The organism is Paenibacillus thermotolerans (genome assembly GCF_028745515.1).
Taxonomy (GTDB): domain Bacteria; phylum Bacillota; class Bacilli; order Paenibacillales; family YIM-B00363; genus Paenibacillus_AE; species Paenibacillus_AE thermotolerans.
The window spans coordinates 196,203-218,838 of sequence record NZ_JAQZSG010000002.1 but is presented as its reverse complement, the minus strand read 5'-3'; the positions used below and the strand labels follow the sequence as shown (position 1 = coordinate 218,838).

Genomic DNA, 22,636 nt, shown 5'->3' with positions numbered 1-22,636 from the left:
TTCCCTTGGGGAAATGTTGTATTGTTACTCATGGAAAGGGCGAGCATTCAGCAAACACGTTCTAAGGAGGCAGCAAGCCAATGACCACCCTGCTTACCGTCGGGCAAATCGCGCGGTTGTTCGGCGTTACCGCAAAGACGCTTCGCCATTACGATACGATCGGATTGTTTTCCCCGTCCCAAACGGGACCGGAAAATCAATACCGCTACTATGCGCCGGAGCAAATAAAAGATCTCAGCAGAATCATCTTTCTGCGGGAACTGGGCGTAGGCTTGGAGGTCATTCGCGAGCTGAAGGAAGCCGGTGCGCTTAAGGATCCGAACCGGCTGACCGCCATTCTTCGCGAGCATACGGAGGAGCTTCGAGCTTCCATCCTGGAGCGGCAAAAGCTGCTGCATCGCGTGGAGCATGAGCTGAAGCTTCTGCTTGGCCCTGAATTACCGAAGAACGATTGGGGAGGAACGAAGATGGAACCGAGAATCGAGCATAAGGAAGCGTTCATCGTAGCAGGAATGGCCGTCAGGGGAGCCGGCGGATCGCCGAAATTTGCGGAAATATGGGAGCGTTTCGTCCCGGAAATGGGCAGTGTGCCGAACCGGATCAATCCGCATGAAACGTACGGTCTTTGCTGCGATTTTGACGGAAGCACGGTGAATTATTTGGCAGGCGTACAGGTCGGATCGACGGAAGGGCTGCCTGCGGGTATGACCTTCGTAGAGGTGCCTGCCCAAACCTACGCGGTCTTTACGCACACGGGAAAGCCGAGCGGTCTATTCCACACGTTCCGGCGCATTTACGAGGAGTGGCTGCCGGCGAACAACTTTCAGCCGCTGGAAAGCTATGAATTTGAGTTTTACGGGGAACGTTTCTTCGGCCCGGACAACGAAAAGTCGGAAACGGATATTTACGTGCCGATCAAGTCATAATTTACATGAAACGGCGCAACGTTGGGAAAAGTAACTCCGATGCACGCACTTTTGGCGCATAGAGGAGGTTGCAGCCCATGTCAAACGACAAGTCGATGAACCCGCTGTCGGGCGATATTGTGGAAACCGACGGCGTATACCAGGACATGAACGGGCACGAGGTTGAGCTTAAGGCCGGCGAGGAATTTCCGATGGACCCGCAGCTAGGCAAGATGGAATACGAGATGGTCGGCTTCTCGCTCGGAGACAAGCGTGAGGACATGCATACGGATGAAGGCGCCGCGGCGCAAGCGAACATTCCGGTGTCCGCCGTCAATTCGAAGGATCCGGAAGCCCGCCAAGCCGCACAGCTTCATCACCGCCGTCACGGCGGAGAGCGGTAAGCATTTGCAAGGGGGTAGACCAATGAGCATATAAAGCTCATTGATCCGCCCCCTTTCCCTTTTTACTCCGACGCGTTCATATGGCTGATCATCCGGTCCAATCTCCGAAGCTGATGGCCGTACTCGTACATCGCAGAGGCGATCACAACGAGCATAAGCTGCGAATCGGCGTTTTCCGCCGCGTATTCTATGTTTCGTCGAAGGAGTGTTTCCAAATCCTCCTCCACTTTATCGTTCATCTGGTCGCTTTGCTTCATTTTCCCTTCGTACTTTAACAGCGTAAATTCATGAAACTTAATCATCTCTTCGAGGCACGCATCGAACGTCTGGTCGGCGTTGCCGCGGTTCCGCTGGGAAAAATAGTGCTCCTCCACCGTATCCAGCGCCTCGACCCCGATCATGATCGTCTTCAGCATTTGCTTCTGCACCACAAGCTGTCTGCTCGGCTGGGGGCGGAACCGGCTCCATTTTCTCCACTCTTCTTCCAGCATTCCGTACCATTCGTTCAGTTTTCTCACCGTATTGTTCAGCTGCTCTCGAAGCGCCTTTGCTTCCGTTTCCTTCAATTCGTCGGAGATGGCGGTGCGCAGAAGCAGCGACAGCGACTGCACGGCGGAACGATAGCCGTCCAGAAACTGCTTCACATTATTAGGGGGCAAAATGACCGCGTTCACCGCAAACGCAACCCCGATTCCGAGCAGGATCAGCAAAAACCGGTGAAGCGCATATTCCCAATCGCTGCCGGCTAGCAAAACGACAATGACGGTGACGAGCGTAAGCGATACTGCGCTTTCCATCCGCAACGCAAGCGTGATCAATATCACAATAATACAGGTTAACCCGATCACCAGCTCGTTGACGGGCAGCAGGTAGCCGATGCCTACGGCGAGAACGGCGCCCAAGGTGTTCGATTGAACCTGTTCCAACAGATGCTGCCACGACCGGTAAACGGACGGCTGCAAAGTAAAAAGAGCCGCAACGCAGGCGATGATGCGGTCGCCGGGCTGGAAGCCGAACAATTCGGTAAAGTATAAGGCCAATGCAACGGCAATTCCCGTCTTGATCACTCGGGCGCCGATGGTAACATTCATGAAAAGAGCCCCCTCAATCGGCAATAACTGAAATCATACCCCATAATAACTCATTCCGCCATTGACTGGCAAAATAGCCTCAGGTTATAATTGGAAACGGCAGCACCGATTAAGTAAACGAAGGATGTCATCATATGGCACAGGGTGTTCTTAACTAACGACAATCGAACCGCATGCGACGGATGCGAGTAAGCTTGCACATGCGAATGTGCAGGTTTGATTTGCTTTGCTTTGCAAATCTGCTCCTCCGCCCGTGCTTTGAATCGTTATAAGAACCGTTCGCCGGCCATACGCTCATCCTTATCCTTTCCGCATGGGTGCACTTTTTTTTGTGCGCTTCGTTTGCTGCCTGCGGAACATATTTGGATTTGCGCTAATCCGCGATGAACTTAGGTTCATTCGCGGTTTTTTGTTTTTATTCACTTACATGGAGCGTGAAACTGTTTGATTTTGATTCGTAAATTTGTTGCTTACTATAGGCCTCATATCGCTTTGCTGTCGCTCGATTTATTTGCGGCACTAATGGTCACCGTGCTGGGGCTCGCGGTGCCTTTTCTCATTCGGGATTTCCTTAATAACGGGATTGTAAATGCAACATTGGAAAGCGTTCTATGGTTCGGCGGTGAACTGCTCGCAATTTATCTCGGAATTACCGTCTGCACCTACATTGTCGGTTATTACGGTCATGTCATCGCCATCCGGATGGAGATGACGATGCGCAGGCAAATATTCGCCCACCTGCAGAAGCTCTCTTACTCGTTCTATGATAATACGAAGAAAGGGCACATTATTTCTCGCGTCATGAGGGACATTGAGGAGATCCCGGAAATCGCGCATCACGCGCCGGAAGATTTCTTGTTGTCGGCAGTACGGATTGTCGGGGCATTCGCTTTGCTGTGCATCATTAACTGGAAACTGACGCTCGTCGTGTTCGGGCTTGTTCCTTTTATCTTTTGGTTCATGCGGGCCTACAGCGGAATGATGTCGAAATCGGTCGTTAAAATCAACGAATCTCTCGCGGATGTGACTGCCCATTTGGAAGATAACATTTCGGGTATGAAGGTTGTTCAGTCGTTTGCCAACGAGGAGCACGAAACGCAGAAATTCGAGCAAGGCAACCAAAGGTGGCAAACCGCTTGGACCGGATATATCCGGCATATCGGCGGCTTTGATGCAGGCGTGACGTTCTTGACGAATGCCGCGACACTAATCACGATTGTGGCTGGCGGCGTATTTATTACGATGTCGGAGATTACGATGGGCGATCTTGTCGCGTATTTGCTGTATATTTCGCTGCTGACCCAGCCGCTCCAGACGCTGCAGCGCTTTATGGAGCAGTACCAGCGCGGCATGACCGGCTTCCGCCGTTTTATCGAGCTGCTGGAAACGCCGCCGGACATCGTCGATCGCCCGAACGCGGTGTCGCTGAACGGCGTTACCGGGGCCATCGAATTCGACCGGGTATCGTTCCGGTATTCGGAGAATGCGGACGCCGTCCTGCAAAATATATCGCTGTCCGTCCTTCCCGGCGAGACGGTAGCCGTTGTCGGCCCTTCGGGCGCGGGGAAATCGACGCTCTGCTCCCTCATCCCCCGATACTATGAGATTGAGGACGGAGCGATCCGTGTGGACGACAGAGACATTCGCGAGTTTACGCTGCAGTCGCTTCGCCGGCATATCGGCGTCGTTCAGCAGGACGTATTCCTGTTCTCGGGGACCGTCCGTGAAAACATCGCATACGGGCGGCTGGACGCCTCATTCGATGAAATCGTGGAGGCGGCGCAGGCGGCGAATGCGCATGATTTCATTATGTCGCTCCCTGACGGTTACGACACTTACATCGGCGAGCGCGGGGCGAAGCTGTCCGGCGGGCAAAAGCAGCGTTTGTCGATCGCGCGCATGTTTTTGAAAAATCCGCCGGTGCTGATCCTCGACGAAGCGACGTCCTCGCTCGATAACGAGAGCGAAGCCATCGTGCAGGCGTCGATCGAGCGGCACGCGAAAGGACGCACAACGTTCGTGATCGCCCATCGTCTTGCCACCATACGTCATGCTAAACGGATTATCGTGCTTACGGCAAGAGGCATCGAGGAGGAGGGCACTCATGAGGAGCTTCTAGCTCTCCGCGGCGCCTACTATCGGTTGTATCATGCTCAACATGAAACGGCCTCGTCGGTACCTTCGACTTGATCGTTTATGAAGCCCTTGCGTTCTTTGCCGGCATTCTCTTTTGGGAATGCCGGCGGAGATTGCGCACGCTTGTCCGCTCTGTTTTTCCAGTTTTGCCTGTCTTGCCGGCCCCGTCACCTCTCTCTCTCTTGCGCGCACTCCCTTTTGACCGCTATCCCCTTCGTTCAGAAACACTTTCATCGATTTGCTTTTCGATTCCCCTTACTCCTTCCAACGTTTCGCAACCTTGTTCCTCTTCCCTTTTCCAATCCGCGATCTTGCTACCCTTCTCTCCTCCGATCCTTGACCTTGTTTCCCTTTTCACTTCCGTTCCGCGACCTTGTTTCCATTTTCTCTTCCGTTCCGCAACCTTGTTCCTCTTCCCTTTTCCAATCCGCGATCTTCTACCCTTCTCTCCTCCGATCCGTGACCTTGTTTCCCTTTTCTCTTCCGTTCCGCGACCTTGTTTCCCTTTTCTCTTCCGTTCCGCGACTTTGTTCCCCTATCTTATCCGACCCGTAACTTTGTTTCCCTTTCTTTCTTATTGAATAACCTATTCCCAATTGTGGCGCACCTCCGAATATACCCCATAATTTGGTTTAAATGAGTTTACATACGAACATTTGTTTGGTATAATTTGATTACAAGTATTGCCCGGAAGGAGTTGTCGATGACGATGGTTTCTATTGATGGCGGAGCTCGCCTTACGGAAAATCGTTGGATCGCTTATTTTATTGGTATAAGATGGCCGAAAGGCTTTAACTGTCGGAATTGCGGGTACAACCGAGCTTATGTTTTCCATACCCGGAGACTGCCTCTGTTTCAATGCCGGTCTTGCCGCCATCAAACCTCGCTTACAGCGGGCACCGTCATGGAAGGAAGCCGCACCCCGCTGGCGAAATGGGCGGCCGCTTTGCAATTTCTTACTCAAGAGAACAGCATTAATGCCGTGCAGCTGGCCAAAGTAATTCAGGTTACCTATAAAACGGCTTGGGCTATGCTCAAGAAAATTCGGCATGCCATCTCGCAATTTGACCATCGGGAACTTCTCTCCGGCAAAGTTAGGGCGGGCCTATCTTTCTATGGGCGCGACTACTTGCATCAACCGTTCGTCGCGCATCCCTCGGAGCATCCCGTTATGGTCGGTGCAGCATTCCGGGCAAACGGCGAACCGACTTATGTCAAAATCAAGCAAGTTTCCAAAGAGCATATGTATGGAAAACATATGGACCGCTCAGGAGAGAAGGCTTTCGTGGAAGATCATGTTGTACAAGGAAACTACGACACCATGATTCTCAAGCGATTTCGGATCCATGAAGAGAACTTGCTCCCCCAACTGATCAAAGAAGCTAGAACTTGGTTAAATCGAACTTTCCATGGCATCGGGGCTAAATACTTGCAGTTTTATATGGATGAGTTTTGTTACCGGATCAATCTTTCCCTTCAGACAGCCGCTAACGCCCTAGACTCGCTTTCGGAGGTCTGCTTGTCCGCCCCTTCCCGATCCCGTCAATAACCCTCCCCCTTGCTATTGGTTTTACCGGCACTGTCCCGAGATGGATTGGGAAAGTGACGATACTTTTTCATACCCTAAAATACAACTGCCCGATCGCAATACGCCTTCAAAAAAGCAAATTCTATAAAGCTGAGCCAATGGGATAGCGGTCAAAAGGGCTTGCTAAAGCATACTCATACTCATACTCATACTCATACTCATACTCATACTCATACTCATACTCATACTCATACTCATACTCATACTCATACTCATACTTCAACCCATACTCCAACTCCCACTTCAACCCCAACCCCTAACTCATACTCCAACCCCAATCCCTAACTCTAAACCTAATCCATAACTCTAATCCCAATCCCTAACTTCAACCCCAACCCCAACTCCAACTCCAACTCCAACCCCAACCCCTACTCTTTCCCCTTCTCGGAACCAACAAACTAGAACGACGAAAAACATATGAGTATAATCAGTCATATTTGGATGACGCATCTTCGTTTCTGAGTAAAGGGGATAGCGGTCAAAAGGGACCTCGAGCACGATAGTCCCCCCAACACGCCCGTGTCTTCACTCAAACCCATAAATAAAAAATATCCCCCGAGTCCAAAGACCCGAGGGACATCCATCGTTGGAAGGTTAAGCGTACCGGCGTATTACGGACTCCAGCTCACCGGCAACCGCACGGGCACCGCCCGAGAGAAGAGCGGCATCAAGACGAACGCGAACGAACGATTCGTCCAAATCCATAGCCTCCGAGAACAGGCTCGCCAGCCCGCGCACACGGCGGTCGATCTGCAGTAGCACCTCCAGCGGCCCGCCCGAACGGTTCGGTACGAAAATCACCTCAAGCTCGTCCAGCTTGCCGCGGAACGGTCCCGACACCGGGTAATACTCGAGCTCCTGGGCAAACGCTCCGTATCCGAGACGCGGCGCATACTCGCAGTCCGCCTTACGCAGCTGAAAACCGAGCTCGGACACCGCGTCCAATACCGTTCTCATCTCCGCGCTCGGAGAAACCTCGATCCGGTCATCGTCCGTCGGATCGACCGAGCTCGAAATATCGAGACCGGTCTTGAGCCATATCGGAGTGCGGCCTACGGACAGCGGCGTACCGGACGGAAGCAGGAAGGAGAATGGGATTTCCTTGACCTCTCCTGCAGCGAGCGTAAACGGATCGGTAACGAGAAACCGCCCGACTTCTCCGGTATTGTACACTTTCCGGTCATCGATTTCTTTCGCGTATTGCGTCATTACCGATATATAAATCGTGTTAATATGCTGGTCGACATTACCGCCGCGCAGCTTGACAATCCCGCGGACCTCTTCCCCGATCGCATACCGCTGCTTATCAAGAAGGGTATCCACCTGAGCGGCCCCGATCCCGATACTAGCCAGCATTCGATTAAAGAACGACATTTCCCCAGCTCCCAACGTAGAAGATGACATCTCCTCTTCTTACGCAAATATCGCCAAAACGGTTTCAAATGCCCTTATAGCGGCAATAAGGCGATATCGCTTTGAGCCTGGGACTCAAGTCGGTCCACCATGTCCATCCATTGCCGTGGCTTCGGCTCAAGCGCGGCATAATACGTCTTTAAGAACTGAACCACAAGAGAAGCAGGGACCGATGCCCTTTCCTCATCGGCAGGAAGAAATCCGAGGTCAAGCCCTCCGACCGCCTCGCCGTCCTGCTGCCAAGACGGGTGCACATAATCCATATCCAGCCGCTTGTAACCAAGGTGCGAAAGCACTTCTCTTCGAACGTACGGGTTCATGGAAGCAACGCCGCCAAAGTTAAGGTCCGCCGCTTCGCCCGGTCTGTAAATCTCAGCGAACATCCCCAGCATCGGGCCTTCCGTCCGGCTAACCCACTCTGCCAAATCGCGCGCCCGATGTCTTGCCAGGAACGGTCCGATTCCGAGTCCGTCCTTGCCGATAATCGTGAAATCGGTCATCGCTACCCGCATGTCCGGATAGTAGCGATACTCCGTCGCTCCGACCACCTTTCCGTCCTGCACCGCAACATACACGCGCAGCCCTTCGTCTTTCAGCGGCTCCGCCCATGCGGAAAACTCCAATACCTCTTCCGGAGGAAAAATGCTCCCCATCAACTCATGCATCTGCTTAAACAACGGATCTTCCACATTTTGAATACGAATGTAATCCATTCTCTACCCGTCCCCTTCGATAAAAGGATTTTTCCATTCCATCAATGCCGCATAATTGCGGGACTCTTCGTCTTCCAAATAGTTCTCGGCAATCCCTACAGGCGTTCGTCCGCAGCGCATGAGAAAAGTAATCACCGGATCGTTCCGTTTTCCATCCAACACCTCGCTGAGGTACTGCTCCGCGCTCATCTCGCCGGCCGCCGAATGATAGCCCGACATGCGCCCCCCGCCAAGCAGCCGCTTGAGCCGCTTTTGCACGACAACATGGTACATGGCGTGCATCATCGCTTTGCCGAAGCCGTACGAGCGGTATGAAGGGCGTACGCTGATATCGACGATATACAGCGTATTCCCTTGCGGATTATGGTTACGAATATACCCTTCGTCGGTAATTTCCGCCCAGCTGTGGGGAGGATCTCCCGGCTCCCAATCGACGATCAGACCCGTCATTGAGCCGATAAGCTCCCCGTCCGCCTCTACGCACAACGCTCCCTCGGGAAATCGCGACACGTGGGACGCCAGCTGTTCGCGGTTCCACCACAGCTCGGGCGGAAACGGCGGCGGAAAGCATTCCCGCTGAATGTCGATCAGCCGGTCGAAATCGGCTTCCGTATACGTGCGGATCAGCGATTTCAGCGGCCGCTCCGCTCCGCATCGAAACGCATAGTACTCGGATCGATACAAGCTGTTCATCGACCGGTACCTCTAAGTCCAATCCGTGTACAAATCGGTTCTGCGGTCGCGCCACGTCGTAACGCTGCCCCGCTCCCGCACTTCGTACAGCAACGCCAAATCAAGGTCGGCTACGATGATCATGTCCTGATTGATCTCGCCCTCCGCTTGAATGCCTCGCGGCGGGAACGGTACGTCGTTCGGCGTAATGACCGCCGCCTGCCCGTAATTCCCACGCATGAAATCGACCGTGGGGAGGCTGCCGACCGTACCGGTCGTTACGACATACACTTGGTTCTCGATCGTCCGCGCGTGGCTCGAATAACGAACCCGGTAAAACCCGTGGCGATCATCGGTGCAGGACGGGCAGAAGATGACGTCCGCCCCTTTAGCCTTCGCCATTCGCACGATCTCCGGGAACTCGATATCGTAGCATGTAAGCATCGCTACGGTCCCTTTCGCGGTCGGAAATACTTGCAGCCCTTCGCCCGCACTCATCCGCCACTCCTTCACTTCCGTAGGCGTGATGTGCAGCTTAGGCTGCTCGACGACCGTCCCGTCAGGGTAAAACATATGGGCGACGTTGTACAGACGCCCTCCCCGCTCGATCACATGCGTGCCGGCAATGATGTGCATGCCGGTCTCGCCCGCCAGCTCGCGGAACAAAGCCAGATACGCTTCCGTATATTTAGGAAGCTCCTCGATGCCGGCTGCCTTACCGTCAGACGTCGGAATCGACAGAAGCTGTGTCGTAAAAAACTCCGGGAACAACAAAAATTCCGTTTCGAACTCTTGAGCGGTCTTTACATAATGCTCCACTCTCGCCCGAAAATCCTCGAAGCTGTTGATAGAATGCAAATGATATTGAACTGCGGCAACCCTAAGCTTCATCGCTTAACCCCTTTCCTTCATTCGAGATTACATGCTACATCGTAACAAACAGTCATAATCAGAACAAGCTCCCGATACAATGGTGGTGATACGAGTCACCATTCCCCGGGGGTGCGCCGCGCTATGATCGAATCGCTGTTTCCGTCGATGGACAATTGGCTTATTTGGATTTCCGTGAATAAAACACGTATTTTTCTGTTTGCGGCTTTTATTACGATTGTCACGTTTTATATTTTCAACCATTGGTGGTTCAAGTATCAGCGAATTATGAAGCAAGTATTTGAAAATACCAATCTTTACGTCAAGCCGAAGCACGAAAAGAAATTCCCTCTGCTCCTCTCCTTGTCCAACCGGAAAGACGATGTGTTTCTGGAATTTCATTACAAGCTGCGCCCCGGAATGACGATCTCGCAATTCGAGGAAAAGAAAAAAGCGATCGAATCCGCATTCAACCGGGAAGCGAAAGTGTTCGGTAAAGGCAATCATTTGATCATTAAAGTGAAGAAGACGAAGGAATTGTCCACAGATTATTCCAAATGGACTTTAGATCAAGACTAGGGTAAAATAGGAACTGATGTTCTTATTCTAAAGAAGCGGATGGTGTGAAAATGGTACGCTATGAGACTTTGCAAGCGAAAAATTTACTGAGCCGCGTCACCGCCCCGTCCATGCCCTTTGAATGGTCGCTGAACCCATACCGAGGCTGCCAGCACGGATGCAGCTTCTGTTACGCCCGCTCCACTCATACTTTTTTGGGTGAGGCCGCAGACGACACGTTTCAAAATACGATATATATGAAGTCGAACGCCGCGCAAGCATTGAACGATCAGCTGGCCAAGATGACTCTAGGCGGACGCCGTTCTTTAAACGGAAGCATCGCCATCGGCACGGCTACGGACCCTTACCAGCAGACGGAAGGGAAAGCCGGGTTGACGAGATCGTGCTTGGAGGTGCTCGCCAAATACAAGGCCGATGTAACCATTACGACGCGATCGCCCCTCATATTGCGGGATGTTGACCTGCTGAAGAGGATGAACAGCGTGTCGGTCAATATTAGCGTCAACACGCTGGATAACGGCGTATGGCGCAATCTTGAGCCGTCCACCCCGTCGCCCGCGAAGCGCATCGATACGGTGCGCCAGCTGAACGAGGCCGGTATACGCACCTCCGTCTTTCTCGCGCCGATCGTTCCGTATTTGACGGATGCCGAGGACGACTTGGAGAACGTTATTCGCAGCGCCGCTCAAGCGGGAGCGGCTTATATTATGCCGTCCTTCCTTCGCCTCAGCACGCCGGAGGTGAAATGCTGGTTTTTCAAATGCATCGGCGAACGATACCCTCACCTGTCGGCCAAGCTGGCGCGGCTGTATGAACGGTCCGCATACGTCTCTCGGGAATATAAACAATCGGTAACGAAAATCGTTCAAGTGTATTTCGAACGTTACGGCGTATCCGAATGGGATATGTCCCGCAAAGCGGAGACGGTAGCCGCGCCTGAGCAGCTGACGTTCCATTTTTAATCGGTTTCGGGTATGCCCCAATCGATTTCTTGCATGCCCGAAGCTACAAGCCACTCGTTCGTTCTGGAAAAAGGACGGCTGCCGAAAAAGCCTCTTCGGGCCGACAACGGACTCGGATGCGCGGAGGCGATGACAAGATGGCGCGACTCGTCGATGAGCGCCCGTTTCTCTCCCGCATGCGCCCCCCAGAGTATGAACGCAAGCGGAGCAGGCCGGGCGTTCAATCGTTCGATGATGCCGTCGGTGAACGTCTCCCAACCGCGGCCCCGGTGCGAGCCCGCTTCTCCGTCCCGCACCGTTAACACCGTATTCAGCAGCAGAACGCCCTGTTTCGCCCACGCTTCCAAATTGCCGTGCGCGGGAATCGCAACTCCCAGGTCCGAATGCAGCTCTTTGAATATATTGCGGAGCGACCGGGGAACGGCGACGCCCGGCCTGACCGAGAAGCTTAGCCCATGCGCCTGACCGGGACCGTGATACGGATCCTGCCCCAAAATTACCGCTTTAACTTCCCTAAACGGGGTCATGCGCAAAGACGCGTATAGCTGAGACTGCTCGGGATAAACGGTACTTCTTCGGTACTCCTCCTCCAGAAAATCGACGAGCTTCAAGAAATACGGCTTTGTAAACTCCTCCGACAACAATTCATCCCAATCGTTTCCAAGGCAAAGCACAAGCTTACCCTCCCGTCCAATGCCACAGCCAAACGATCAGCGCTCCTGTTCCGAGCGTCCAGCCTGCGACGGAAAACACTTTTTTGATTTTTTGCCGACGGTTCAAACGAATTTGGTTTCTTTCTTCCGCACGCGACAATGTCACGGGCCTCTCCCCTTTTTCTCTCTGTTACACAAGCAATATATGATAAAATGCGGTATACGCTTGTTTTGATTATGTACTAAAAAGAAAAAGAGAACAACGGGAGTGGTTGCGAATGATTAAAGCGGTTATTTTTGACTTTGACGGCACGATTCTCGATACGGAGACGGTCTGGTACGATTCGTTTCGCGAGGTGCTGGCGGAGCACGGCATCGACCTGCCGCTTGAGGTGTTTGCGGAAGGCATCGGAACGTACGACGATTCGCTGTTCCGTTACATTACCCGTCAGATGGGTACGGACCGGTTGCTTAAAGACATCCAAGAGAGAGCTCTGGCAAGACATAAAGCAAAGACCGCCGCGCTCCCGCTGCGCGAAGGCGTCGAGGAGTGCCTTCGCGATGCGAAACGGCTTGGGCTCCGCATCGCGCTGGCAACCAGCTCACCGAAAGCTTGGGTGGAACCGTTTTTGCAGTCGCACGGCTTGCTGCATTATTTCGAAACGCTTTGCACCAAGGATGATGTGGCAAAAGTGAAGCCGGATCCCGAGCTGTATTCTCTCGCAGTTGCCCGATTGGGTGTCGCTCCCGGGGAAGCCGTCGCCTTTGAGGATTCCGCCAACGGCGCGAAATCCGCAGCCGCAGCCGGACTCAAAATCGTTATTGTGCCGAACCCGATGACGGAAGCGCTGTATTTTGAACGGTACGATTTGCGTATTTCTTCCATGTCCGAGCACACTCTCGAGGAAATGCTGCATCGCCTTGCGTAACACGGATAATCATCCTCCATATGAAGAATGCTACTAACGAAAAAAAACGAGCTATGCGGTCAGAGAGGATGATTAGTAAAGATGAGCAATCGGATTGATGCAATAAAAGCGGATCAGCAAAATTTTCTCGACAAAACGGAAGACGAAGTAAAAACCGTTCCATCAAACATCTCTTCATCCGCCATGGAGGCCAATCCCGATCTTGAAGCGGTTGCAGCGATAACCAATCACATCAACAAGTACGATGTGCTTGAGGAAGACGAAAAATCGGCCAATGATTAAACTTTGTTGTTTTCATTAGAATTCAATCCATCCGGATGGAGCAAACTATGTTCCGGGACTTAGGGGCGCGCAATCGGCAACAGGTCCTAAATCAAATGAGGAGTGAATTCAATGGCTGAAAATAACAAACGGAATCAAAACAATGCCGGCAACAATATGACCAACAATGCCGGAGAAGCGGTTGGAACGGTAGGAGGCGGCGTTGCCGGAGCCGTTGTCGGTTCCGCATTCGGACCTGTCGGGACCGTAGTAGGCGGATTGGCTGGCGGAGCGCTGGGCAATCAGGCGGGCGAAGGCGCTGGCAATCTCACCAACGCTAACACAAACGCCAACGCAAACAACAACGAGGAAGAAGCTCAAAACAATAACCAGTAATAAGCGGTTCTAAACGAAAAAAGCGCGGTTTCCGGATTCCGGAAACCGCGCTTTCTTTACGATGCTGATGAAGGGATTCGAACCCCCGACCTACGCATTACGAATGCGTTGCTCTACCAGCTGAGCTACATCAGCAAAATTTGAAGTCAACGATGTTCATTATATTGCTTTCCGCACTCGCCGTCAATAGTTTCATTACAGGTAATATTACCCATTCGCATGATTTCTTGCGCTTTGCCGGAGCTTTCGGTACATAATCTAAGCCCCGGCTGCCAACTTATTTACAAACGCAGCGAACCGTAAATTCGCCGCTTCAGCTCCAAAAACTCGCTTTGCGAGGTGATCGACTCATCGCGCGGACGGCCGAACGGCACGACGATTGCCTCGGACACCGACGCCGGTTTGCCCGTCAGCACGTACACGCGATCGGAAAGGAGCAGCGCCTCTTCTATGCTGTGGGTTACAAACAGCACCGATCGGCGCGTGTCCTCCCATATGCGGAGAAGCCACTGCTGCATGTCCATCCGAGTCAACGCGTCCAGCGCGCCGAACGGCTCATCCAAGCACATCAGCTCCCTCGGACTGAGCAGCGCCCTCAGAAAAGAAGCGCGCTGCTTCATTCCGCCGGACAGCTGGTGAGGATACGCGCGCTCGTACCCTTTCAAGCCGACGCGTTCGAGCGATTTCTCCGCCTGCTCCTTCGCCCGCGCCTTAGGGATGCCGGCAAGCTCCTGCGACAGGATGACGTTGTCGAGAATCGTCCTCCAGGGAAGCAGGCTGTCGTGCTGCGGCATGTAGCTGATCAGTCCGCGCTCCCCGTTCGTCCGTCTGCCGTCCAGCACGATGTCGCCCTCTGAAGGCTCCGTCAGCCCGCCGATCATATGGAACAAGGTGCTTTTCCCGCTTCCGGACGGCCCGACGATGGATACGAACTCCCCCTCCGCTACCGTAAGCGAAACATCTTTAAGCACCTGTACAGTTCCTTTGCCGATCGCATACGTTTTCCCGACGGACCGAAGCTCCAATTTCACGGACTTCCCGGCGGGATTCGTTTCTATTGTATGTTTCAACGACACGGTTCAGCCCTCCCCCTACGTCCGATTGCGGCGCCACCCGGTCAACGATCGCTCCAGCAGCACCATCAGCCCATACAGCAAAATGCTCAGCCCGACAATGACGAAAACCGCCGCGAACATGCCGTCCACTTGAAAGCCCGCTTTTTTCAGCTGTAAATAATAGCCGATGCCGCTCTTGGAGCCGACCCATTCCGCAAATACGGAAGAGAGAACGCTGTAAGCGGCCGATATTTTCAAACCGGAAAACAACGACGGCACCGCCCACGGAAGCTCCAGCTTGAAAAACATTTGGCGGCGGTCGGCCCCCGCCATCAGCATGTAATTGCGCATCGTCCGGTCGGCCGACAGCAGCCCGTCCATCATTGCAATGGCGACCGGAAAAAAGCAAACGATCGTCAACAAAATAAGCTTCGGAAGGACGCCGAACCCGAACCAGGAAACAAGAATCGGCGCAAGCACGACGATCGGCACGTTCTGGGTTAAAATAAGCAGCGGCCACAGGCCGGACTTGGCGAGTGAGGAAAAATGCAGCAAGGTTGCCGCCAGCATGCCCACTGCGCTCCCGATCAATAGTCCGACCACGGCGATGCCGAGCGTTGAGCCCGCATGCCGCAAAATAATCGGAGCCTCCCGGGCGGCAGCGTCCGCGATGGCTGCCGGACCCGGAAGTATATATTTCGGTATGCTCCATAGCCATACCGCTCCTTGCCAAAGAATGAGAAACAACAGCACCGTCACGACCGGCGGCCACCAGCTTGAAATTCGTTTCATTCGTTCCATGAACGGGACCGCTCCTTCCAGTTCGGCGTTATTGCGGCAAAAACTCGTTCGTAAACGCGTCCTCCGCTTTAAATTCCCCATCGAGCAAACCGTGCTCCTTCATCCACCCGGCGTAGTTTTCCCACACCTCCGTCTTCTGTTCGCCCCAGCGCGGCGCATCGTCGATATATTTCGGGCTTAACCACTTCTGGCTCGCGGCAACGAGCTCCTTATTCAGCTCCGGCACCGCCTTCACCAGCAAATCCGCCGCTTCCTCCGGATTTTCGATCGCATATTGATAGCCGCGGGATACCGCCTTCAGAAACTTCTTCACGAGCTCCGGTTTTTGGGAGATCAGCTTCTCGTTCGTCGCAAGGACCGGCGTGTAATAGTCCAGCTTATCGGAGTAATCCGTCAACCAAACCATGTTCAGCGGCTCGTTCCGCAGCTCCGCTTCGACACCCGTCCAGCCGTAGAAAATCCAAGCGAAGTCGATGTTCTGGTTCATCGCGGTAAAGAAATCGGCATTGCCGATGCTCGCGACCGTTACCTTCGAGAAGTCCGCGTTCGTCTCTTTCATCAAGGATTCGATCATCGCGCTCTCTACCGGCGAGCCCCAGCCGCCGTACGTTTTTCCTTCGAAATCTTTCGGCGTTTTGATTCCGTGATCTGCCGGCGAAGCGAAGCCGGAGGTGTTATGCTGAATGAGGGCGGCGATCGATACGAGCGGAACGCCGTTCACTCTCGCCTGCGTCACGCTCTCCTGATTGCTGACGCCGAACTGCACCTCGCCCGACGCTACTACCGCATCCGCGCCGCTCTCGCCCGGCAAAATAATGTCAACATCGAGCCCTTCCTCTTTAAAATAACCCAATTCCTTTGCGGCATATAAACCCGTATGGTTCGTATTCGGCGTCCAATCCAGTACGACCTGCACCTTCTCAAGCTTTCCGTCGTCAGCACCCGCCCGGTCCTTGCCGCAGCCCGCCAACACCGATAACGCCAAGCACAAAATGATTCCGACAACACCCCAACGTTTTGCCATTGCCATGATGATTCTCTCCCTCTGTTTCCTAGTATTTCCGCACAAAAAACGCCCCCGAATCCGGGAGCGTCCGCCGATAGCTGAAGATCACGTTATAATAAAAGTTGGCACAGAAAGCATTGTTTGCGCCAATACGGCATAATCGTCGTGTCTACGCTGGCATTACCCAGATCAGATCCGGTCAGGAACATACGGTTCCTATCTCAGCCGAACTTCATTCAGCTCCCGTTGGTTTATGCGGTTATCTTGTCTTGCCTGAGTATAATGCAACATCTTTTTTTTGACAAGTGCTCATATTTCCAACTTCATCGAGGTATTTATTTGGGTAGGATGACCTTTACTAAATTTTATCTTCTCAAAGCAACTTAACGGTGTTAAAATGATGCACGACATTTGATTAACCAAATGAACAAAAAGGAGATTGATCGATTAATGGTAAGCAATTCGGAGATTCGTGCGATTGCGCGGGCAAATTTGAAAGGGTTCTGGGGCATTTCGATCCTGGTATGCTTCCTGTACGCCGTCATCATGGGTGTACTCGGCTACATCCCGATCGTCGGCGCCATTGCCGCGCTGCTGCTTTCAGGCGCCTTCTCTTACGGTCTTTATTCGTTCTTTCTGCAGCAAACCCGCGGCCAACAGCCGGAGCTGGGCGTCTTGTTCTCGGGATTCCAAAAGTTCGGCGCGACGCTGGTTCTTTACTTGCTGATGGCTATCTTCACCGCTTTATGGAGCTTGCTCCTCATCATTCCCGGCATTATCGCGGCATTCCGGTATTCCATGGCCTACTTCATTATGATCGATAACCCGGGGATCGGCGCAATGGAAGCCATCAATCAGAGCAAGCTAATGATGAAGGGCTACAAAGGCAAGCTGTTCATGCTGTACCTGAGCTTTATCGGCTGGGCGCTCCTTTGCATCGTTACTCTCGGTATCGGCTATTTGTGGCTTATGCCTTACATGCAAGCCTCCCTTGCCGCTTTCTACGAGCAGTTGAAGTCCGCACAAAGCTACGCTGCGCCAAATCCGACATTGTCCGTGTAAATCGAATACAAAAAAATGCGGCGGCCGTAATCGGCCGCCGCATTTTTTACCCCTTGAGACAGGCTGTGGTTGCGAGTTCTTTGTACCGTTATCCCCTTCACTCAGAAGCTCGGCCCGCTCGATTACGCTTCAGGCGAAGCCGGGTTCGGCGACGTCTTGCCGCCGCCGGCAGCCGCAAATGCGCCGCCACCCGCCAAAGCCGCCTTCCGCTGCTTCTTCGACTGTCTGAAGTACAGCATCTCGTAGAACACAGGCACGATCACCAGCGTCAATACCGTAGCCGCCGCAAGTCCGCCGATGACGACAATCGCCAAGCTTTGAGACACGATGTTGATGCCGCCTTCCGTCTTGTGGAATAAGAGCGGCGCCATGGCGCAGATCGTAGCGATCGCCGTCATGAGAATCGGTCTTGCGCGGGTCACGGCCGCTTCCACAACCGCTTCGCGGATCGGCATGATATGTTCGTTCTGCTTCGCCCGATCGATCAATACGATCGCGTTCGTTACTACGACGCCGATCAGCATCAATGCGCCGAACATTGCCGTAAAGTCGGGGTTAATGCCGCTTACGATCAATCCGACCACCGCTCCGATGGCGGCCAGCGGCAGACTGAGCATGATGGCGACCGGAGTGCGGAGCGATTTGAACGTAATGACCATGATCAAGTATACGAGCAGGATCGCCACTACCATCGTCATGTACAAATCGTTGAAGTCGCTCATTTGGTCCGCCGAGGCGCCGCCTACGCTCACTTCGACACCGTCCGGAACCGTAATTTCGGCTACCTTCTTATTCACTTCGAGGCCAATAGTCGATATTTCCTTCGGATCGGCCTGAGCGAAAATGCGGATATAGCTTTCGCCTTCCTGATGATAGAACGTGCTGGCTTCATCCGTCTTCTTCAATTCCGCAACGTCCGCAATCGGGACCGGTCCGCCCGCGGTCATGACCGTGAGGCCGGCGAGGTCCTTCTCGGATTGCGGAACGACAAGCGGTTGAAGCATAACCGGAATGTCGCTGCCTTCATACTTCATCGTCCCGATCGGCATCGGGTTCAGCATGCCTTGAAGCTGCATCGAAATTTCTTGCGCGTTCGCAACCGTCGGATCCACTTCGAAGGTGTAAACCGGCGTCGTTTCCTCTTGGTTGCTCGACACTTTCTGAACGCCCTCGATATCGCGTATGGAAGCCATTACTTTGTCGGCCGTCTCTCCAAGCGCCGCAAGATCTTCTCCTTTAATATCTACCGTAATGGCAGTAGAGGCGCTTCCCATCATGCTCATCGGCGAAACCGCGATATCCGCTTCCGGATAATTCGCTTTCTGCTCCTTCAGACGCTCCATGAACGCATCCGCGTCGACGTCCTTTTTCATGACGATCGTAAAATCCACCAGCGTCGGGGAGACGACCTGGCCCCACTTTGCTCCGTCGGAGCTGTTGCCGTTCGTCATAAGCACATGACCGGCTTCCTTCTGCGCCATAATGAACGCTTCGAACGCTTCGCCGTTCTTCAACACCTCGTCAACCGGCGTGTCGCTCGGGTAATTCATTTGTACCTTTACATATTCCGTGCTGGAAGTGTCAAGCGCCCCTTTCGGCATCGCAACGTAAGCGGACACGGAGCCGACCAGCAGCACGAAACCGATCAGCAGCGGCACGAACTTAAAGCGCAAATTCCAGTTCAAGAACGCTTTAAAGCGTTTGGAGCCTTCATGCTCCTTCATCGTCGTGTTTTTAAGCAGCCAAGAGCTCATGAGCGGAACGACCGTCAACGCCACGATCAACGATGCGAGCAGCGAATAAGTTACCGTCAATGCGAACGGAAGCAGGAACGCCTGCAAACCGCCGCGGAGCAAGCCCATCGGAAGGAACACGGCTACCGTCGTCAGCGTCGAGGACGTGATGGCGCCGGAAACCTCCTTCGTCGCCGATATGATCATATCGCGGGAGAACGGCTCCTTCTGCAGCCGGCGGTAAATATTTTCGATGACCACGATGCTGTCGTCCACCAAGCGGCCCACGGCAACCGCAACGCCGCCGAGCGTAATAATGTTCAACGTAATGCCGGACATATAAAGCAAATACAGCGTAATGCCCAGAGAGAGCGGAATGGACACGACCGTAATCAGCGTCGCCCGAACGTTCCGCAGAAACAGCAGGATGACGACGGTAGCGAACAACGCGCCCATCAATACTTCGCGAAGCATGCCGTTGACCGAGCTTACGATATTTTCAGAGGTGTTCAGGAACACCGTCACGTTCGCATCTTTGTGTTGTTCGTTGAATTTGTTGACGGCCTCTTCCACCGCATTGCCGACTGCGACCGCATTCGCGTTCGCCGCCTTCGTCACGCTGACGACGAGAATGTCTTTTCCGCCCATGCGGGAGACGCTCTCCATTTCGGTGACGACCTCGATATTCGCTACATCGCCAAGCTTAACGCCCGGTACGACCGGAATCGCGCGAAGCTCATCGATATTGCCGATTTCAGCCGATACGTTCACATTGCCGCTTTCGCCGTCAATCGTCCCCTGCGCAACCGCAGCGGACACATTGCGGCCTTGCAGCGCGCCCATTAACGCTTGTGCCGGGATTCCATATTGCGCCAGCTTCGCCTGATCCGCTTCGATATGTACTTGCGGAGTCGTTTTGCCGTAAAGCTGCACGGCGCCGGCGCCGTCGATATCTTGAAGCGCCGCAACGAGCTTCTTTTCCGCGAGCTCCATGTTTTCTTTCGTCAAGCCGCCCTCAAACGAGACGGCCATCTGCACGACAGGGATCATCGACGTATTGAGAAGCAGCACGTAGGGCTTCGATACGTTCGGAGGAAGCTGTACGGCGCCGACCGCCTCTTGCACCTCCGCCTTCGCGTCCTTCATATTCGTCTTCGATTCGAACATCATATCGATTCTTGCAAAGCCGTTCCCCGAGGTGGACAACACCTGGCTCTTGCCCTTTACCGCGGACACGGCCGCTTCGATCGGAGCCGCCACCTTCTGTTCCATCGTCTTTGCGTCGCTACCCGGTCCGATGACCGTGACCGTAATGGCCGGATTGTCAGCCTCGGGCATCAGCTCCATCGGCAGCGACGTATAGCTGAATACGCCGACGATGAGCGACATCAATACAAAAACAATGATTGCCGCCCTGTTTCGAAACGACCATTTCGTTACGTTATCCATGATTTCTTTTTGCTCCTTCCGAATCCGGTTGTTTCTTGTATGTTTTCATGCTTCATTATAATTTGAGGGAGTCACAATGACAGGTGGGAGAAGTCACTTCTTCTGAGTGACTGAAGTCATGTATGACACATGCATAATTGTTCCAATTCGTGCGCACAATACGGTTTAGGTATTTTTTACAAATGCCGCACATTACCCGAACTTCAGGAGGAAGCCATGTTCCAGCAAACGCAAAACATCGCTCAGCAGCTACAGCAAATCGAAACGATCTGCGAGCAAGTCATTCAGCAAACGCAGCAGCACAATCAGATCTACCAGCAAATGTCCCAATTGGAGCAGCAGAACGCGCAGCGCATTCAGATGATGATCCAAGAGCAGCAGCAAATGGCTCAGCTGGAGCAGCAAAACGCGCAAACGGTCGCACACATGCTGCAAGAGCATTACAAAGCGATCAACCAGCTGCAGCAAGCCGTACAAGCATGCCGCCAAATCGAAAACCAAGTTCGCATGACGATGAGCGCTATGGCTCAGCAGCAGCAGCAGCAATTTCAATACAATCAAAACCAATATCAATAAGCGATAGAAAAAAAGCCTCGGGCGATTCGCCTCGAGGCTTTTACTTTTTCTTCCACTCTAAAGTGTCTAATACGCAGGTTAACTTCATAAAAATAGGACAAAGGCGTTCGTTGCAGAAGGATGGGTGTCGATGGAACCGGTAATTTCCGTAATATTAATCGTGCTGATGACTTATTGCGATACGCTGTTGATTATCGGATCCAAGCTGCGCGCGGCAGCCTTGCGGCCGGCCGCGTTGTCCGCCGCCGTATTTATCACTTTGTCCCTTACCCATCCCGTATATTCCTTTATTGCCGACTCGCTCTCCAAAACCCCCGGCTTGAGGGTCGCCTCCGCCGCGATTACGCTGCTGTTCGCCTTCTCGCTGGCCGGCTCCCGCATGGCTTTCCGTTCGTTCGGGGACAAATCGCTGCCGTGGGTCCTATGGACGCTTCTTTGGATGGATCTGATCATGTCCGTAGATACGATTTTGTTGATTTCCCAAAGCTCGCCCAGCATTATCGTTACCGTGCTGGGAAACTCGATCGGCATCGCCGTTCTGCTCCTGTTTACGCCGTATATTCTTCGTTTGCTCTACCGGGCGATCTGGATTCAGGTTGTCGCCGCCGGCAGCATGGCTTATTCCGCCGCCCGCCAGCTCAGCTTCGATCCGTATCTTTCCTCCTTCATCCACGGCCCCGCCGTACATATGACCGGACTCATCTTTATATGCGCCGTCGCTTTTTACGGATGGAACCAAATTCGCCGCTTTTATTGATGCTTCAGCCTGGCTGCGGCCGCCGCCCAATCCTCCGCAAAATTCCGGTACAAATTGGGCCGGCGGTGAACGGCGAGCGGGTGATAGGTCACGATCGCAGGAGCGCCGAACGCTTCGTGCCACCGGCCGCGCAGGTCGGACATCTCCGCTTCGGGCAGCCCTAGAACGTGTTGGGCAACAACGAGTCCGAGCAGCACAACCGCCTTCGGCCGCATCGCTTCCGTCTGCTCCGCAAGCCACCCGCCGCACGATTCGCGCGCCTTCGCCTTGTCATACGCCCGGATCGGTCTGCATTTGAGCAAGTACGTGGCATATACGTCTTCCTTCGTCAGCCCCGCGTCATGAACGGCTTGCTGCAGCTTGGCCCGAGTGGCGCAGACGAACGCCTCTCCGTTCGCGTCCTCCCTGGCGCCCGGATTATCAAGCAGCGCGAGCAGCGGCCCATTCGGGTTCCCCTCGCCCCAAATCACCCGCTTTCGCTGTTTGAACAGCTCGCAGTTTCGGCAATCGGCCGCATGCGGGGGTGCCGGATCCTCCGGCCAAGCCTCCGGCGCAAACGGCGTACGGTTCTCCATCATTATGACTTGTCTCCCCCTCTCGCACGAAAAGCGTCTTTGCATAATTT

24 protein-coding genes, 1 tRNA gene and 1 pseudogene are annotated in these 22,636 nt (G+C 53.6%); 13 read left to right on the top strand and 13 right to left on the bottom strand.

The window, feature by feature from the left end; all coding sequences use genetic code 11:
* The first annotated feature begins 80 nt into the window (after positions 1–80).
* Positions 81–926 carry a MerR family transcriptional regulator gene (locus PT964_RS03015; protein ID WP_274361832.1) on the top strand — a complete coding sequence of 282 codons (846 nt, stop codon included), beginning with the start codon at positions 81–83 and terminating at the stop codon, positions 924–926.
* Positions 927–1,003: 77 nt separating this feature from the next.
* Positions 1,004–1,309, top strand: coding sequence for a hypothetical protein (locus PT964_RS03010; protein WP_274361831.1), 306 nt, complete (start codon positions 1,004–1,006; stop codon positions 1,307–1,309).
* A 62-nt stretch (positions 1,310–1,371) separates the two neighbouring features.
* Here PT964_RS03010 and PT964_RS03005 read toward each other — a convergent pair whose 3' ends face one another.
* Complete coding sequence (locus PT964_RS03005) at positions 1,372–2,400, bottom strand: FUSC family protein (protein ID WP_274361830.1); 1,029 nt, start codon at positions 2,398–2,400, stop codon at positions 1,372–1,374.
* 444 nt (positions 2,401–2,844) lie between these two features.
* Here PT964_RS03005 and PT964_RS03000 point away from each other — a divergent pair, with 444 nt between their 5' ends.
* The 3 genes and pseudogenes from PT964_RS03000 (at position 2,845) to PT964_RS02995 (ending at position 6,085) form a co-directional block, all read left to right on the top strand.
* On the top strand, positions 2,845–4,590 hold the full coding sequence (locus PT964_RS03000; RefSeq protein ID WP_274361829.1) for an ABC transporter ATP-binding protein: 1,746 nt from the start codon (positions 2,845–2,847) through the stop codon (positions 4,588–4,590).
* A gap of 649 nt (positions 4,591–5,239) precedes the next feature.
* A pseudogene (locus PT964_RS26485) lies at positions 5,240–5,404 on the top strand (transposase); the annotation flags it as partial.
* 36 nt (positions 5,405–5,440) lie between these two features.
* Positions 5,441–6,085 (top strand): hypothetical protein, encoded by a 645-nt coding sequence (locus PT964_RS02995; RefSeq protein WP_274361828.1) that lies wholly within the window; start codon positions 5,441–5,443, stop codon positions 6,083–6,085.
* A gap of 633 nt (positions 6,086–6,718) precedes the next feature.
* Here the strand turns inward: PT964_RS02995 and PT964_RS02990 are convergent.
* From PT964_RS02990 to PT964_RS02975, 4 genes are all read right to left on the bottom strand, one after another.
* Complete coding sequence (locus PT964_RS02990; RefSeq protein ID WP_274361827.1) at positions 6,719–7,498, bottom strand: sporulation protein; 780 nt, start codon at positions 7,496–7,498, stop codon at positions 6,719–6,721.
* 74 nt (positions 7,499–7,572) lie between these two features.
* Positions 7,573–8,250, bottom strand: a complete 678-nt coding sequence (locus PT964_RS02985; protein WP_274361826.1) for a GNAT family N-acetyltransferase — start codon at positions 8,248–8,250, stop codon at positions 7,573–7,575.
* Positions 8,251–8,253: 3 nt separating this feature from the next.
* Positions 8,254–8,943, bottom strand: a complete 690-nt coding sequence (locus PT964_RS02980; protein WP_274361825.1) for a GNAT family N-acetyltransferase — start codon at positions 8,941–8,943, stop codon at positions 8,254–8,256.
* A 12-nt stretch (positions 8,944–8,955) separates the two neighbouring features.
* Complete coding sequence (locus PT964_RS02975) at positions 8,956–9,813, bottom strand: carbon-nitrogen hydrolase family protein (RefSeq protein ID WP_274361824.1); 858 nt, start codon at positions 9,811–9,813, stop codon at positions 8,956–8,958.
* 123 nt (positions 9,814–9,936) lie between these two features.
* Between PT964_RS02975 and PT964_RS02970 the strand changes: the two genes are divergently transcribed.
* Entirely contained in the window at positions 9,937–10,371 is a 435-nt protein-coding gene (locus tag PT964_RS02970; RefSeq protein WP_274361823.1) for a hypothetical protein, read from the top strand.
* Between the two features lie 50 nt (positions 10,372–10,421).
* The gene (locus tag PT964_RS02965; protein ID WP_274361822.1) at positions 10,422–11,333 is read left to right on the top strand and encodes an SPL family radical SAM protein; all 912 of its coding nucleotides are present in this window, start codon (positions 10,422–10,424) and stop codon (positions 11,331–11,333) included.
* On the opposite strand, the gene PT964_RS02960 is transcribed toward PT964_RS02965, so the two are convergent.
* Positions 11,330–12,007 (bottom strand): uracil-DNA glycosylase, encoded by a 678-nt coding sequence (locus tag PT964_RS02960; RefSeq protein WP_274361821.1) that lies wholly within the window; start codon positions 12,005–12,007, stop codon positions 11,330–11,332. The two genes, PT964_RS02965 and PT964_RS02960, sit on opposite strands and share 4 nt — an antisense overlap.
* 4 nt (positions 12,008–12,011) lie before the next feature.
* Entirely contained in the window at positions 12,012–12,152 is a 141-nt protein-coding gene (locus tag PT964_RS02955) for a hypothetical protein (RefSeq protein WP_274361820.1), read from the bottom strand.
* A 115-nt stretch (positions 12,153–12,267) separates the two neighbouring features.
* Here PT964_RS02955 and PT964_RS02950 point away from each other — a divergent pair, with 115 nt between their 5' ends.
* The 3 genes from PT964_RS02950 (at position 12,268) to PT964_RS02940 (ending at position 13,572) form a co-directional block, all read left to right on the top strand.
* A complete protein-coding gene (locus tag PT964_RS02950) occupies positions 12,268–12,915 on the top strand; it encodes an HAD family hydrolase (RefSeq protein WP_274361949.1) in 648 nt (215 codons plus the stop codon).
* An 81-nt stretch (positions 12,916–12,996) separates the two neighbouring features.
* The gene (locus tag PT964_RS02945; RefSeq protein WP_274361819.1) at positions 12,997–13,197 is read left to right on the top strand and encodes a hypothetical protein; all 201 of its coding nucleotides are present in this window, start codon (positions 12,997–12,999) and stop codon (positions 13,195–13,197) included.
* Positions 13,198–13,308: 111 nt separating this feature from the next.
* Positions 13,309–13,572 (top strand): glycine zipper 2TM domain-containing protein, encoded by a 264-nt coding sequence (locus tag PT964_RS02940; RefSeq protein WP_274361818.1) that lies wholly within the window; start codon positions 13,309–13,311, stop codon positions 13,570–13,572.
* A gap of 62 nt (positions 13,573–13,634) precedes the next feature.
* On the opposite strand, the gene PT964_RS02935 is transcribed toward PT964_RS02940, so the two are convergent.
* From PT964_RS02935 to PT964_RS02920, 4 genes are all read right to left on the bottom strand, one after another.
* Positions 13,635–13,707, bottom strand: a tRNA-Thr gene (locus PT964_RS02935).
* A gap of 146 nt (positions 13,708–13,853) precedes the next feature.
* Positions 13,854–14,648, bottom strand: a complete 795-nt coding sequence (locus tag PT964_RS02930) for an ABC transporter ATP-binding protein (RefSeq protein ID WP_274361817.1) — start codon at positions 14,646–14,648, stop codon at positions 13,854–13,856.
* A gap of 15 nt (positions 14,649–14,663) precedes the next feature.
* Entirely contained in the window at positions 14,664–15,428 is a 765-nt protein-coding gene (locus tag PT964_RS02925) for an ABC transporter permease (RefSeq protein ID WP_274361816.1), read from the bottom strand.
* Between the two features lie 28 nt (positions 15,429–15,456).
* Positions 15,457–16,452 carry an ABC transporter substrate-binding protein gene (locus tag PT964_RS02920; protein WP_274361948.1) on the bottom strand — a complete coding sequence of 332 codons (996 nt, stop codon included), beginning with the start codon at positions 16,450–16,452 and terminating at the stop codon, positions 15,457–15,459.
* A gap of 432 nt (positions 16,453–16,884) precedes the next feature.
* Between PT964_RS02920 and PT964_RS02915 the strand changes: the two genes are divergently transcribed.
* Positions 16,885–17,496, top strand: a complete 612-nt coding sequence (locus PT964_RS02915) for a DUF975 family protein (RefSeq protein WP_274361815.1) — start codon at positions 16,885–16,887, stop codon at positions 17,494–17,496.
* A gap of 122 nt (positions 17,497–17,618) precedes the next feature.
* Here PT964_RS02915 and PT964_RS02910 read toward each other — a convergent pair whose 3' ends face one another.
* Positions 17,619–20,678 (bottom strand): efflux RND transporter permease subunit, encoded by a 3,060-nt coding sequence (locus PT964_RS02910; RefSeq protein ID WP_274361814.1) that lies wholly within the window; start codon positions 20,676–20,678, stop codon positions 17,619–17,621.
* Positions 20,679–20,894: 216 nt separating this feature from the next.
* Between PT964_RS02910 and PT964_RS02905 the strand changes: the two genes are divergently transcribed.
* Positions 20,895–21,254, top strand: coding sequence for a hypothetical protein (locus tag PT964_RS02905; protein WP_274361813.1), 360 nt, complete (start codon positions 20,895–20,897; stop codon positions 21,252–21,254).
* A gap of 130 nt (positions 21,255–21,384) precedes the next feature.
* Entirely contained in the window at positions 21,385–22,011 is a 627-nt protein-coding gene (locus PT964_RS02900) for a hypothetical protein (RefSeq protein WP_274361812.1), read from the top strand.
* Here the strand turns inward: PT964_RS02900 and PT964_RS02895 are convergent.
* Complete coding sequence (locus PT964_RS02895) at positions 22,005–22,589, bottom strand: uracil-DNA glycosylase (protein WP_274361811.1); 585 nt, start codon at positions 22,587–22,589, stop codon at positions 22,005–22,007. The genes PT964_RS02900 and PT964_RS02895 overlap by 7 nt on opposite strands.
* Positions 22,590–22,636: the final 47 nt, after the last annotated feature.